At 62.1% G+C, this 14,197-nt stretch carries 12 protein-coding genes; 6 read left to right on the top strand and 6 right to left on the bottom strand.

Annotation, left to right across the window (positions count from 1 at the left end; genetic code table 11):
* Positions 1 to 60 precede the first annotated feature (60 nt).
* Together JF545_RS10010 and JF545_RS10005 are read left to right on the top strand one after the other, a co-directional pair.
* Entirely contained in the window at positions 61 to 1,461 is a 1,401-nt protein-coding gene (locus tag JF545_RS10010) for a short-chain fatty acid transporter (RefSeq protein ID WP_206941734.1), read from the top strand.
* Positions 1,462 to 1,566: 105 nt separating this feature from the next.
* Positions 1,567 to 3,045, top strand: a complete 1,479-nt coding sequence (locus JF545_RS10005; protein WP_206941732.1) for an amidase — start codon at positions 1,567 to 1,569, stop codon at positions 3,043 to 3,045.
* A gap of 23 nt (positions 3,046 to 3,068) precedes the next feature.
* Here the strand turns inward: JF545_RS10005 and JF545_RS10000 are convergent, their stop codons facing one another.
* Entirely contained in the window at positions 3,069 to 4,067 is a 999-nt protein-coding gene (locus tag JF545_RS10000) for an LLM class flavin-dependent oxidoreductase (RefSeq protein ID WP_206941730.1), read from the bottom strand.
* Between the two features lie 412 nt (positions 4,068 to 4,479).
* On the opposite strand from JF545_RS10000, the gene JF545_RS09995 reads away from it, so the two are divergent.
* From JF545_RS09995 to JF545_RS09980, 4 genes are all read left to right on the top strand, one after another.
* Positions 4,480 to 6,150 (top strand): BCCT family transporter, encoded by a 1,671-nt coding sequence (locus tag JF545_RS09995; protein WP_206941728.1) that lies wholly within the window; start codon positions 4,480 to 4,482, stop codon positions 6,148 to 6,150.
* 192 nt (positions 6,151 to 6,342) lie between these two features.
* Positions 6,343 to 7,992 (top strand): BCCT family transporter, encoded by a 1,650-nt coding sequence (locus JF545_RS09990; protein WP_206941726.1) that lies wholly within the window; start codon positions 6,343 to 6,345, stop codon positions 7,990 to 7,992.
* A 196-nt stretch (positions 7,993 to 8,188) separates the two neighbouring features.
* Positions 8,189 to 8,368 carry a hypothetical protein gene (locus JF545_RS09985; protein WP_206941839.1) on the top strand — a complete coding sequence of 60 codons (180 nt, stop codon included), beginning with the start codon at positions 8,189 to 8,191 and terminating at the stop codon, positions 8,366 to 8,368.
* A gap of 48 nt (positions 8,369 to 8,416) precedes the next feature.
* Positions 8,417 to 9,091: an extensin family protein gene (locus JF545_RS09980; RefSeq protein WP_206941724.1), complete on the top strand. Its 675-nt coding sequence runs from the start codon at positions 8,417 to 8,419 to the stop codon at positions 9,089 to 9,091.
* Positions 9,092 to 9,133: 42 nt separating this feature from the next.
* Here the strand turns inward: JF545_RS09980 and JF545_RS09975 are convergent, their stop codons facing one another.
* The 5 genes from JF545_RS09975 to JF545_RS09955 form a co-directional block, all read right to left on the bottom strand.
* Positions 9,134 to 9,370, bottom strand: coding sequence for a hypothetical protein (locus JF545_RS09975; protein WP_206941722.1), 237 nt, complete (start codon positions 9,368 to 9,370; stop codon positions 9,134 to 9,136).
* A 271-nt stretch (positions 9,371 to 9,641) separates the two neighbouring features.
* The gene (locus JF545_RS09970; RefSeq protein WP_206941721.1) at positions 9,642 to 9,890 is read right to left on the bottom strand and encodes a hypothetical protein; all 249 of its coding nucleotides are present in this window, start codon (positions 9,888 to 9,890) and stop codon (positions 9,642 to 9,644) included.
* 122 nt (positions 9,891 to 10,012) lie between these two features.
* Positions 10,013 to 11,131, bottom strand: coding sequence for an agmatine deiminase (gene aguA, locus JF545_RS09965; RefSeq protein WP_206941719.1), 1,119 nt, complete (start codon positions 11,129 to 11,131; stop codon positions 10,013 to 10,015).
* A gap of 8 nt (positions 11,132 to 11,139) precedes the next feature.
* Positions 11,140 to 12,489 (bottom strand): Na+/H+ antiporter NhaC family protein, encoded by a 1,350-nt coding sequence (locus JF545_RS09960; RefSeq protein WP_206941716.1) that lies wholly within the window; start codon positions 12,487 to 12,489, stop codon positions 11,140 to 11,142.
* 149 nt (positions 12,490 to 12,638) lie between these two features.
* Positions 12,639 to 14,060, bottom strand: a complete 1,422-nt coding sequence (locus JF545_RS09955) for an aminotransferase (RefSeq protein WP_206941714.1) — start codon at positions 14,058 to 14,060, stop codon at positions 12,639 to 12,641.
* Positions 14,061 to 14,197: the final 137 nt, after the last annotated feature.

The raw sequence follows: 14,197 nt of genomic DNA, 5'->3' as shown, positions 1-14,197 counted from the left end.
GCTCCGGGCCATGCTGGTCGCCGTCACAACAACAAGTGTGGCATTCAAGAGGCTACCAACATGTCGACTCCACAGCGGTCCGTGGCAAAACCCTCTGGCTCTGGCCGATCCTTCTCGTCATTTATGCAGCGCCTGGGTGATGGCGCTGCTTCCTTCGGTATCCGCTGGATTCCCGATCCCTTCGCCCTGGCGGTAATCCTCACGCTGATGGTGTTCGGCGCTGCGCTGGCGTTCACTCCGCATGGTCCTGTGGAGCTGATCGACCAGTGGTACGGCGGTTTCTGGCGCCTGCTGACCTTTGCCATGCAAATGGTCTTGATCGTGGTCACCGGCTTTGGCCTGGCCACCGCACCGTCAATGCAGCGGGCGCTACGCTGGGTGGCCTCGCTGCCCCGCTCGCGCACGGGCGCGATTGTGGTGACCGCCCTGGCGGGCAGCATTTTGTCTTTCCTGCACTGGGGGGTCGGTCTGATCGTCAGTGCCTTTCTTGCCAGAGAGGTGGCGCGCTACGCCCGCGACAATGGTCTGGCGGTGCACTTTCCTCTGCTCGCTGCGGCTGCCTACGGAGGTGGGGTCATTTCCCAGACTGGGCTGACAAGTTCGGGCGCCCTGCTGGTCAATACCCCAGGGCACTTTCTGGAATCCAGCATCGGCCTGATCCCCCTCTCCGAGACGATCTTCCAGCCCTACAACCTGATCTTTGTGCTGCTGACGGTGGTGGTCACGCCGCTGCTGCTGGCACTGCTGCATCCATCGCCCACCACGACCGTGGTCTACGCGGGCCAGGACGATGAAGACAGCATGGAAGAGCCGCTCTCCGACGAGGAGCGGCGCCTGCCCGCCAACCGAGTGAACCGCAGCCGCATATTGTGCTGGGCCATCGCCTTGGGCGGTCTGTTCTTCGTGGTGCGCTACATCGTGGCGGAGGGGTTGCTGGGGCTGGATCTCAATGTCCTGAACTTTGGTTTCCTGATGCTGGGTCTGCTGATGCATGGCTCGCTGGGCAATTACTCCCGAGCCATCATGCGGGCGTCGTCTGCCGCAGGTGGCATCATCCTGCAGTTCCCCTTCTACGCCGGCATCCTGGGGCTGATGGCCGGTAGTGGTCTGTTCAGCATGATTGCAGACTGGTTTGTCAGCATCTCGACGCCAGACACCTTTCCGCTGTACAGCATGATCAGCGCCGCACTGGTCAACTTTGCCGTGCCCTCCGGTGGCGGGCAGTGGGCTGTGCAGGGGCCGATCGCTACAGCGGCGGCGCTGCAACTTGGCCTGCCGGCCCATCTTGCCGTCATGTCGGTGATGATGGGGGATCAGCTGACCAATCTTGCACAGCCCTTCTGGCTGCTGCCCATTCTGGGGGTGACAGGGCTCAAGGCCGGTCAGGTGATGGGCTACACCATCCTGCTGATGTTCGTGGTCTTCATCATCAACGCGGCGTGTTTGCTCTGGCTGGTGTAGGGCCGGTTCGGGTAGGCTCGGAAAGCCATGTCACAGTCCCATGGCTTTCCACCAGACGTCCAATACAAGGTCCTGTACAAGGTCCAACAAGACAAGGATGAAGGCATGCCAAGCGATCAAGGGTCCATGCACCAGGATGTACTGCTGTCACTGTCCGCCAGCGAGCTTTCGCGGCAACTGCATGCCAAGGAGCTGAGCTGTAAAGACATCATGGCCGCATATCTGGCGCACATAGATGCTGCCAATCCGGTGGTCAATGCCATCGTGTCCCGGCGCGATCCTGACCTGCTGATGGACGAAGCCGGCGAGTGCGATCGTGAGCTGGCGGCAGGGCGTTCTCGCGGTTGGTTGCATGGCATCCCCCAGGCGATCAAGGACCTCTCGGCCACCCGGGATATGCCGACCTCGATGGGGTCCCCCTTGTTTGCCGGTCAGGTGCCCGAACAGGACGGCATCATGGTCGAGCGCATGCGTCGAGCCGGGGCCATCTTTATCGGCAAGACCAATACGCCGGAATTCGGCCTTGGCTCCCACACCTACAACCAGGTCTTTGGCGCCACGCGAAACGCCTATGATCCTCGCTTGTGTGCGGGGGGATCCAGTGGCGGTGCCGCGGCGGCGCTGGCCATGCGAATGCTGCCGGTGGCGGACGGCAGCGACATGATGGGATCGCTGCGCAACCCTGCGGCCTATCACAACCTGTTTGGCTTGCGCCCTTCCTTTGGGCGGGTGCCCCATGGACCTGGTCCAGAGATATTCGGCCACCAGTTGGCGACCGAGGGCCCGATGGGGAGAACCGTCGAGGATGTGGCCCGCTTGCTGGCGACCCAGGCGGGGGCACACCCCAGTGCGCCTTTGTCATTGCAAGATGATCCGGCGTCACTGGCAGGCCCACTCGCCCAAGAAGATGCGATCAAGGGCCTGAGAATCGGCTGGCTGGGCGACTGGCAGGGACATCTGGCGATGGAACAGGGGGTGCTGGAGGTGTGCCAGGGGGCATTGGCGGTATTCGAGGATCTGGGCGCCCGGGTCGAGGCCCTGGACCCGGGCTTCGACCCTGCGCGACTGTGGCAAAGCTGGCTGGTATTGCGCCAATGGGCCATCGCCGGAAGCCTTTCCGAAGTGTGGCAGGACGTGTCGCGCCGAGACGCATTGAAGCCAGAGGCGCAGTGGGAAGTCGAACAGGGTATGCAGCGGTCGGCGCTGGATGTTCATCGTGCCAATGTGGCGCGAAGCGCCTGGCACGCTCGTCTGCTTGACCTCTTCCAGCAGTATGACGCCCTGGTCCTGCCAAGCGCTCAGGTCTTTGCGTTTGATGTGGAGACCCCATGGCCACCCCAAATCGCAGGGCGCACCATGGACACCTATCACCGCTGGATGGAAGTGGTCATCGCTGGGTCACTGTCGGGTTGTCCGGTGATCAACCTGCCTGCAGGTTTTGATGCTCGAGGACGTGCCATGGGCATCCAGGTGATCGCCCCGCATCGCCAGGATCTGGCGCTGCTGCGTTGGGCCCATGCCTTTGAACAGGCCGGGCCTGACTGGCTGACGCGTGAGCCCAACTGGCGTCACCTGGCTAACTGAGACAGGGGCTCAGCGAGGGATTCTCATGCCTGCCGCCATACGTCACTCACCAGCTGGTAGCTGTTGAGGCGATCCTCCAGGGCATAGGTATCCGTGTTGAGCATCAACTCGTCGGCCTGGGTGCGCTCGAGCATGCGCTCCAGGCCGTCGCGCACCGTGCTTGGGCTGCCGATGACCGCCGCGCCGAGAAAGCTCTCGACCTGGGCGCGCTCCATGGGGTTCCAGTCGAGCGAGCGGACCGGTGGCTTGGCGCATCCTCGCTGGCCGCGAATCAGGCCAAGAAACTTCTGCTGTGCGGTGGTGGAGAGAAAGTGCGCATGTTCGTCGCTGTCCGCCGCCAGTACCGGCAGTCCGACCATGGCGTAAGGCGCCTCCAGTACGGCAGAGGGCTGGAAGTTGCGCCGATAGACCGCCAGAGCATCATCCAGCTGCGCCGGGGCGAATTGAGCGGCAAAGGCAAACGGCAGACCCTTGTGAGCGGCAAGTTGGGCGCTGTAGAGGCTTGAGCCCAGCAGCCAGATCGGCACCCGGGTTCCCTGGCCCGGCACGGCCTGAACTCGCTGTCCCGGACGCGCCTCATCCAGGTAACCTTCCAGTTCTTCCAGACGCTGCGGAAAGTCGTCCACCCCCGCGTGGGGGTCGCGACGCATGGCTGCCATGGTGGCAGCATCCGAGCCGGGGGCGCGGCCCAGGCCGAGATCAATGCGCCCAGGATATAGCGTCTCCAGTGTCCCGAACTGCTCGGCAATCACCAGAGGAGGGTGATTGGGCAGCATGATGCCGCCGCTGCCGATACGAATGCGCGACGTTTTCCCGGCAAGGTGGCCCATCAGTACCGAGGTGGCGGCACTGGCAATGCCTTCCAGGCTGTGGTGCTCCGCCAGCCAGTAGCGAGTGAATCCCAGCGACTCGGTCAAGCGGGCCAGCGCCACGCTGTCGCTGAAGCTATCGGCGATGGTGCCGCCGTCACGGATGGGGGCCAGGTCGAGAACAGAAAGAGGGGTAGTGCTGAGGCGAGTCATGAAGCGTTCCTCCGCGATCCGGCATGTTTCGTCAGGATAAAGAGACATCCTGAATGTCGATACCGGCTGATTTTTTGCCGTCCCGGCTTATGTCTAGGGGAAGATGCTGGCAATCGCACCCAGTTCATTATGATGACACTGGGGTGCGTGAAGCGCGCCTTGTCGTCCTTCACCGTGGCCTCCACGGCGCGGTGTGAGCAAACGCCTTGCCATGACGTCAGCACCTTCGAGACGGCGATGGCTAGGTGGGGATGATAGATAACAAACTAACTGTTATCAAAGCATAGGTCTGCAAAGGCTGCTCGGTGAGTCTCCGGGCAGAAACGTTCTCTCGTGAGCGTCCGCGCGAAGTTCTCGCCGGAGCGGCGCTGCACAGGCCTTCCAACAAGCAGTCGAACAAAAGGAAGGCGATATGCAACGTGATGAAGGACAGCGGGTCTTTTATGCCTCCGCCGTCATCATACTGATACTGGTGGCGCTGGGAGCGCTGTTCCCCGAGGGCTTTGGAGAAGTCGCCAGTCGTGCCCTCGGCGGGGTGTCCCACTATTTTGGCTGGTTCTATCTGCTGTCGGTGACCGGCATTGTGGTGTTTCTGCTGGCGCTGGCCATGGGTCGGTACGGCAAGATTCGGCTAGGGCCCCAGGACAGCAAGCCGGAGTATGGCTTCTTCTCCTGGATCAGCATGCTGCTGGCCGCCGGTTTCGGCGTCGGGTTGGTGTTTTACGGCATGGCGGAACCCATGACGCATTACATCGCACCGCCCTATGGTGACGTCGCACCGGAATCCGCGGCGTCAGCTCGCTATGCCATTCAGTACAGCTTCTTCAACTGGGGCATCCATCAGTGGGCTTCCTTCGCGCTAGTGGGGTTGATCATTGCGTACTACCAGTTTCGCAAGGATCAGGCGGGCCTCGTCTCGGTGGTGCTGCGACCACTGACGGCCAAGCGTCCGGGGTTGCGCCGTTTCAATGGCGCGCTGGATGTGTTTGCGGTCGTGGCCACGGTGATGGGAGTGGCGACCTCGTTGGGACTGGGGGTACTGCAGACCAATGGTGGATTGCACGCGGTGTTCGGGGTGCCTGAGAGCGGGCTGTGGCAGTTCCTTATCCTGTTCTGCATGTTTCTGGCGTACATGGCCTCGACCTGGTCTGGACTGGACAAGGGCATCAAGCGCCTGTCGAATCTCAACATGATCATGTGCATCGCCATGATGCTGTATGTGCTGTTCACCGGGCCGACCATCAAGATCCTGGAAACCATCACCCTGGGCCTTGGCGACTACGTGCAGAACTTTTTCGTCATGAGTCTGCGCATGTCGCCTTACAACAATGATCCCTGGGCGCAGAACTGGACCATCTTCTACTGGGCCTGGGTCATCGCCTGGGCACCCTTTGTCGGCACCTTCGTCGCGCGGATTTCGCGGGGGCGTACCATCAAGGAATATGTCTTTGGGGTGCTGTTCGTGCCACCGCTGCTGGCATGCCTGTGGCTGGGCGTGTTTGGCGGCACCGCCATCCATATGGAATTGGCGACGGAAGGGCTGGGGCTGGCCCAGGCGACACAGCAGAACATCACCGTGGCGCTATTCGAAATGTTCGACCTGATGCCGTTCTCGGGACTGCTGTCCGTCATGGCCATGCTGTTGATCTTTATCTTCCTGGTCACCTCGGCAGATTCGGCCTCGTATATCGTGGCCCAGATGACGGACAACGGCTCCATCGATCCGCCGCTGTACAAGCGGGTGTTGTGGGGGGTGCTGATCGCCGCCATCTGTCTGACGCTGATTGCTGCCGGCGGCCTCAAGGGGCTGCAATCAGCCTCGGTGCTGGCGGCGCTGCCCTTCACCTTTATTCTGTACATGATGGTGGTCGTCATGGTCCGCGAGTTGCGCAAGGATCGTAAGCTGATGCTCGAGGGCCTGCGGCAGCACTACCGTGAGATGCCGGTGGGGGCAGATGCCTTCGAGGCACGTGATCAGGCCAAGAGTGATGGCATGCCGCCTCCCGAGGAGGCCCTCAAGGAAGATGATGAAACGGCCGAGAACGACACCGCAACGCTGGTGGCGCCGAAGCCTCAACCGTGACGCCATTACGCCAGCGAGCGGGTAGCCGCTGTGACGTTCGCTATTGATGCCGCTATCGATAGCCATGCCGGTGCCTTGGGGCACCGGCTTTTTTGTGCTCAAACGAATATTCACCTACCGTGATGGACAGTCCGACTTTTGTTAGGGTGCTACGCCCTGATTCTCATGACCGCCGTTTGGCAAGGAGTGTCCATGAACGGTCGAACGATACAGGAGCGTCTACCGCTCGCTGGCAAGGATCGCGTCTTCCGTCTGTCTGCCCTCATCATCATCGCCCTGGTGGCCGTTGGCGCCAGCTTCCCCGAGGCCTTTGGCGACGCCGCCAATGCCGCGCTTGGCAAGGTGACCCACTACTTTGGCTGGTTTTATCTGCTGGCAGTGTTCGCCTTTGTGATCTTTCTGATCGGCCTGGCGGTGAGCAAGTACGGCAAGGTACGCCTGGGTCCTCAGGACAGTACGCCGACCTATGACACCTTCTCGTGGATCAGCATGCTGCTGGCGGCAGGCTTTGGTGTCGGGCTGGTGTTCTATGGCATGGCCGAGCCCATGACCCACTTTGCCGTACCCCCCTATGGTGCGGTCGAGGCGGAAAGCGTGGAGGCCGCGCGCTATGCCATTCAGATGAGCTACTTCAACTGGGGAGTTCACCAGTGGGCGGCCTTTTCGCTGGTGGGGTTGATCATCGCCTACTTCCAGTTCCGCAAGGATCAGGCCGGGCTGGTGTCGTCAGTGCTGTCCTCGATGACGGCCAAGCGACCTGCCATCCGCCCCTACACCGACTGGCTGGATATCTTTGCGGTCGTGGCCACCGTGATGGGGGTCGCGACGTCGCTGGGCCTGGGCGTGCTGCAGATGAATGGCGGTCTCAACGCTGTGTTCGGTCTACCGGAGAACGGTTGGTGGCAGGCGATCATTTTGTCGGTCATGTTCCTGGCGTACATGGCATCGACCTGGTCCGGCCTCGACAAGGGCATCAAGCGCTTGTCCAATCTCAACATGGCCTTGTGCATCGCCATGATGCTGTACGTGCTCTTCACCGGGCCGACGGTGAAGATTCTCGAGACCATTACGCTGGGGCTGGGCGACTATCTTCAGAACTTCATTGGCATGAGCCTGACCATGTCGCCCTACAATGACGATCCCTGGGCGTCGCAGTGGACCATCTTCTACTGGGCCTGGGTCATTGCCTGGTCGCCCTTTGTCGGCACCTTTGTCGCTCGTGTCTCGCGCGGACGCACCATTCGCGAGTATGTGCTTGGCGTGCTCGTCGTTCCGCCGTTGCTGGCCTGTCTGTGGATCGGCGTCTTCGGTGGCGCCGCCCTGCATATGGAGCTGGGGGGAGATGCCGGACTGGCGGCGGCGACACAGAGCAATATCACCGTGGCCCTGTTCGAGATGTTCGACCTGATGCCCTTCTCGACGCTGCTGTCGGTGGTGGCGATGCTGCTGATCTTTATCTTTCTTGTCACCTCTGCGGATTCTGCGTCATTCATCGTGGCTCAGATGACCGATAACGGTTCCATCGCCCCTCCGCTCTACAAGCGAGTGTGCTGGGGGCTGCTGATCGCTGCCATATGCCTCACCCTGATTGTGGCGGGGGGCCTCAAAGGGCTGCAGTCCGCCTCGGTGCTGGCGGCGCTGCCGTTTTCGTTCATTCTCTTCGGCATGATGTTCGTGCTGGTCAAGGAATTGCAGACGGATCGTCGCAACATGCTGTCCCAACTCTATCGCCAGCATGGCGAGACACCCGTCGGCGCCGATCCCTTCGAAGCCGGCAACATGGCGGAAGAGGAGCGCTTGCGCCGGGCACCTAACGTCGTCAACCGGCGCATCAATCACTAGCCGAGACCCGCCGGCAGCGGGGGCCGCTTCCGAAGCGCCCCCGGCTGTCCACAGGCCATCATCCGACGGCGCCATGGCGGTGGCGCCTAGCGCCGGTCGCCTCCTTTTATTAGGCAATTGCGGTATTCTGGATGCTTTGGTGGTCAGGGAGGCCGCCAGCACGTAAGCTCAAGGTATCGTCGGAAGGATCTCGGCCATGAATTCTCCACCTGCCCGCGGCGCCACCCGCCGCAGGGCATCGTCTCGTCGCAGACGCCTGTCATTCACCTGGACCAGTTTTGATCGCTGGCTGGATCGTGTCGTCACCGTAGCGGTGCTGACGGCAGTGGCTGTGGGACTCGTGGCGTTGGCAATGTCGTTGTTGGTGGAGCCGTAGGCGGCACTTCAGACCGCCGCCAATGAGCTCAAGCGCCAGGGAGGGGGAATGATCCAATGGCTGCTGGTGATGCTGCTGGTGCTTGGCATTGCGCTGGACAAGGGCATTATCGTCATCCCTGACCGCTACAATCCCTGGGCTCCCATTTCCTTGGACGCTTCTCCTGGCCCCTGGTTTCGCTACAAGCTGTCCCGCCTGGGCGATGATCCCGAGGCGTGTCGCAGCGTGTTGGCCAGTGACCCCGCTCAGCGCTTCTCTGCGATGGAAGATGCCACCGTCGGCGACTGTTCGCTTACCAACCTGGTGCGCATGCAAGGCGGTGATGTCGCCGTTCAGCCGCCAGTCATGACCCGTTGCCCGCTGGCGGTTGCGTGGGCGATGTATGAACGTGGGCTAAGCGAGGCAGCGAGCCGCCAGTTGGGCACCGGCATCGCCCGCATCGAGCATATGGGCAGCTTCGCCTGCCGCAATATCTACGGACGGGCGACCGGCCGGCGTAGCCAGCACGCTACCGCAGAGGCGTTGGATGTCGGGGCCTTCATCACCACGGAGGGTCGCAGGATAAGTCTGCTCAACGACTGGGGTGAGGGGGCACCGGGGCGATTCCTCGAGGAGGCAGGAGAGCACGCTTGCACGGTGTTCGGTACCGTTCTGGGGCCCGATTACAATGCCGCCCACGCCGATCATTTTCATCTCGGCGTGGGCGGCAGGGTGTGTCGCTAGTGGCGTTTCAGAGCATCCGCCGGTGTTGCGGCGGCGGTCTGATCAGCGGCTCAGGTCGATGTCATTCGAGTCGGTCGCCGCTCCGGTGGCAGCGCCAACGCCGCCCCCGATAACCGCGCCCTTGCCGACATCGCCACCGGTGATGGCGGCAGCACCTGCGCCGACCGCGGCGCCAACGCCAGCGCCGCTCAGGGCTCGCTCACCCGTGCCGGTTCCGCACGCCGCTAGACCCAGCGCCAGTGTGGCAGCCATCAGACAGCTCAGTGTCAGTCGTTTCATGCCGAGTTCCTCATTGGTATCGGAGTTGCTCATACCTTAGGCCGGTGGGTTAACTGTGCGCAAGTGGAACAAATTTGAACGAAATGTCTCCAAATTGCGCCAAAGTGATCGGCGAGACGGAGGCGTCGTGTCGAACGGGTCAGGTTGACATGCCCCGGCGACACGACGGATCGACATGCCAGACACAGCAAGACGCCGTCGGCGGTTAAGCGCGACGGCGTCTTGGTGCTGTCGTCCGACAACGGCTCGGATGCTGTCTGATCCATCGGGATCAGTTGTCGAGGTCGATATCGTCCTCGTCGGTGGCAGCACCCGCAGCAGCGCCAACGCCGCCGCCAATGACAGCGCCCTCGGCCACGTCTCCGCCGGTGGCGGCGGCAGCGCCAGCGCCCACGGCAGCGCCAACACCGGCACCGCTAGCGGCACGCTCGCCAGTGCCGGTGCCGCAGGCGGCCAGGCCCAGGGTCATGAAAGCAGCCAGCAGCAGGCTGGAGAGTGTCTTGATGGAACCCTTCCTCATGATGTTTCTCCTTTGCTGTTATGTGCCTTTTCGAGCCTATGGATCTTGGCGTTGGAGCACAAGCCCTTGATTCAGCGCTGGCTGTCTCCTAAAGGAGACGCTTTCCGTGGTGAGCGAGACACTCAGGGCCGTGGCTGTTGCTGGGTGATGCAGTGAATGTTTCCGCCGCCCAGCAATATCTCGCGAGCGGGCACGCCAACCACACGGCGGTCCGGGAACAGGCGCGCCAGGATGTCCATGACGGTGGCGTCATGGCGCGGATCGAGCTGGGGCATGACCACGACACGGTTGCCGATGTAGAAGTTGACGTAGGACGCCGCCATCCTGTCGCCGGGGCGACGTGGGTGGGAGCTGGCCAGTCGATCAATGCCGCTGGCCTCATCCTCTGCGATGGTCAGCGGGCCAGGCTGTGGCAAGGGGTGCACAGTGATGGCTCTGCCCTTGGCATCGGTACTGGCCTCGAGCACCGCTCGGGCTTCCCGGCAGATGGCGTACTCGGGATCGGTGTCGTCGTCACACCAGGTCAAGGCAACTTCGGCCGGGCCAACAAAGCAGCACAGGTTGTCGACGTGGCCATCGGTTTCATCGAGATAGCAGCCCCTGGGCAGCCAGATGACCTTCTGGATACCCAGGCTATCCTGGAGCCGGCGCTCCATGGTGGCGCGATCCATGCCGGGGTTGCGATTGGGGTTCAGCAGGCACTCTTCGGTGGTGATCAGGGTGCCTTCGCCGTCGACATGAATGGCGCCGCCTTCCAGCACCACCTCCACATCAAAGCAGGGAATGCCCAGCATCTCCGCTATCTTGGGCCGAATCCTGCGGTCCTTGTCCCAGGGGAAGTAGAGCCCATCCTTGAGGCCGCCCCAGGCGTTGAATTCCCAGTCGACCAGAGCTAGGCCCTTGTCCGGATGCACCAGGAAGGTCGGGCCGACGTCTCGCATCCAGGCATCGTTGCTGGAAAGTTCGACAACACGGACGTGGGCCGGCAACTGGTGCCTGGCATTTTCATACTGATCGTCGTTGACCCCGACGTAGACGGTCTCGCTTTCGGCAATGGCACTGGCGACAGCGACGAAGGCTTGCTGGGCGGGTTTCGCGCCGAGGCGCCAGGTGTCGGGACGCTGGGGCCAGAGCATCCAGCACGCATCGTGGGGGGCGAATTCCGCCGGCATGACATAGCCCTGTGCGGCGGGCGTAGCGGCGGACGGTGCGACAGAGGAAGGGCAGTGTGTAGGGTGCATGGCAGGACTCACAGCAGACCAAGGATCAGAAAGACGCCGGTGGCGAGTGCCGCCGCGATCAGGACATAGGGAATTTGGGTCAGGGCGTGGGCCATCGGGCTGCAGCCGCTACCCTGGGCCGAGAGGACGGTGGAATCGCCATAGAAGCAGGCGTGGCTGCCGAAGGCGCTGGCCGAGATCAGTGCGCCAACCACCAGCGGCATGTTGGCGTCCATGCTCATGGCGAGCGGCAGGACGATGGGCATCGCGACTGCAAACAGTCCCCAGAACGAGCCGGTGGCAAAGGCCAGGAAGGCCATGGTGACGAACACCACGGCAGGCAGCAGACCGGCGGTCATCAGCGGTTCGACGGCAGCGATGACAACCTCGGTCAGGCCGAGCACATCGTTGACTTCCTTCAGGGCGAAGCCTGCCACCAGGGTGCCCAGCGGCATGATCATCGCCTTGAAACCCTCCAGCGCCGTATCGAAGGTGTCGTTGAAGCTCAGCAGTCGCTGCACGGCGATCAGCACCAGGGTGACCGCCAGGGCCACGATGACGCCGCGCAGGATATCGATATCGAAGTACCAGGTGGCGACGATCAGGCTGGCGATCGGCAGCAGGAAGTTAAGCAGGTGAGGGCTCTTGCCATCGTACTTGGTGTCGATCTGCAGAGCATGCTCTTCCCCGCCATCGGGGACGGGCTGTCCGCCCCGGGCACGCGCTTCGGCCTTCTTCATGGGACCAATATCGGGCAGCCAGCCAAGCGCTACCAGCGGCACGATAGCGGCGGCGACCCAGGCATAGGCCATGTACGGAATGGAAGAGATGTACAGCGACATGCCGTTGCTGGCGACGTCGTTGTCCTCCAGCAGTCCCGCGAAGAACACCGCCCAGGTCGAGAAAGGCACCAGAATGCACACCGGCGCCGCGGTGGAGTCGACGATGTAGGCCAGCTTCTCACGGGATACGCCGAAACGGTCGGTGATCTTCTTCATCGAGGCGCTGATGGTCAGTGCATTGAGGTAGTCGTCGACGAAGATCACCAGGCCTAGCACCCAGGTGGTGAGGAGACTTTGCCGGCGGCTATGCAGGCGGCGGGTCATGGCGTCGCCGAAGCTGAGCACGCCGCCGGTCTTGACCAGCAGGGCGATCAAGCTGCCAAACAGCCCGCAGACCAGAATGATCCAGGTGACGGTGTCGTTACCGAGCACGTCGAGCAGAATATCGGAGCCCCGCGTAATGACTTCGCTGGGGGCGATCATCAACAGGCCGACGAGGCAGCCAGTCAGCAGGGATTCGATGGTACGTCGGGTGATGATGGCGGTCACCAGCACCACCAGGGTCGGAACCAGGCTCCATGCGCCGTAGGTGTCCATGCAAGCTCCTTGTTTCGCTTTAGGCGAGCGTTGTTATTGAAGGGAGCGGTGGCCGCCACCAAAGGGAGTCCTCGACAGGGTGTGTCGCTGAGGCGGCCTACTCAGGTGATGTGCTGTTCCCTGCCAGTCATTGGCAGGGAACACCTCGGCTACAGGTAGCCGTCTTGCCTGAGCGATGCGCTGGTGGCTGCCAGCGCTTGATCGAGTATCTCCACGGCTGTGTCGACGGTGTCGCGGGTCCAGATCAAGGGGGGAGAGATGACGTTCAGGTGGCCCACGGGGCGAATGATCAGGCCACGCTTCTGGGCCTCGTGGGCCACGCGATCGCCCACTCGCGCCTCGACGGGGAACAGGGCCTTGGTGGCTTTGTCGGCGACGTTTTCGATGCACATCATGAAGTGACTGCCGCGTACATCGCCGACGGTATCGTGGTGGGCCAGCGAGGCCAGGGCCTGTTCCAGGTAGGGGCCGACTTCACGCACGTTGGCGCAGAGATCTTCGCGCTCGAGAATCTCGATGTTCTTCAGTGCTGCGGCACAGCTCACCGGGTGACCGGAATAGGTGAAACCTGTGCTCAGGACGCCGCCCTTGCCCTGAGGAGTGCCGAGCACTTCGTAGAGGCGGTCGGAGATCAAGGTGGCGCCGAGTGGCGCGTAGCCGGACGACAGTCCTTTGGCCAGGTTGATGATATCGGGCTGGGTAGCGAAGACCTCGCCGGAGGCGAAGACGTGGCCGAGGCGTCCAAACCCCGTCACTACCTCATCGGCGATGTAGAGGATGTCGTGGTCGCGACAGACCTGCTGCATTCGCGCGTGGTAGCCGCGAGGAGCGACCAGCACGCCGCCTGCCCCCATGATCGGCTCGGCGATGAAGGCGGCTATCTGGTCGGCACCGATCTCATCGATGGTGGCGGTCAGCTCGTTCACCAGATGATCGCAGTAGGCTTCTTCACTCATCCCTTCGGGGCGGCGATACATGTTGGCTTCGCTGAGGTGGGTGACAAGCTGGTCGAGGGTGTCGAACTCCCAGTTGTTGCTCTCGATGCCTGTCAGGCTTGCGGCCAGGTAGGTGGTGCCGTGGTAGGCATTGCGCCGCGAAAGAATGCGCTTTTTAGAGGGTTTGCCCAGACGGTTGAAATAGTAGTGAACCAAGCGAATGGTCGCGTCATTGGCGGTAGACCCACCGCAGGTATAGAACACATGGTTGAGATGGTCGGGGGCCAGGTCGGCCAGCTTCGCCGCCAGTTGCGCAGCCGGCGCGTTGGACAGGTTGTTGAAGGTCGAGAAATAGGCCATGCGGGTGGCCTGGTCCGCCATCGCCTGGCCGATCTCGGCACGTCCATGGCCAACGTTGACGCACCACAGTCCGGCGATGCCGTCGATGAAACGATTGCCATGGACATCCTGGACGTAGATACCCTCGGCGTCCGTGATCAGCTCACAGCCCTTCTCGTGGAAGACGCTGAAGTCGGTGAACGGATGGATGAAGTGATCCTTGTCCTGTTGCCATAGTGTTGCTGCATCCAGAGGGGCAGTCGTTGGCGCGGAAAGGGGGTAGTGGGCTGTTGTCATTGGTGGCCTCCTTGTTCAGGCCATCAGTCTCTCCAGTCTCGCCCTGTCGGTGACATATCCCCATGAGGGTATAAAGCTGGCGGCAAGCTTCTTTGATCTAGCGCAATACGCAGCAAAGAAACATCAGCCGCACAGGT

This window comes from Halomonas litopenaei (genome assembly GCF_017303055.1).
GTDB classification, from domain to species: Bacteria; Pseudomonadota; Gammaproteobacteria; order Pseudomonadales; family Halomonadaceae; genus Halomonas; species Halomonas litopenaei_A.
The sequence above is the reverse complement of the archived record's forward strand: the minus strand, read 5'-3'. Positions and strand labels throughout refer to the sequence as shown.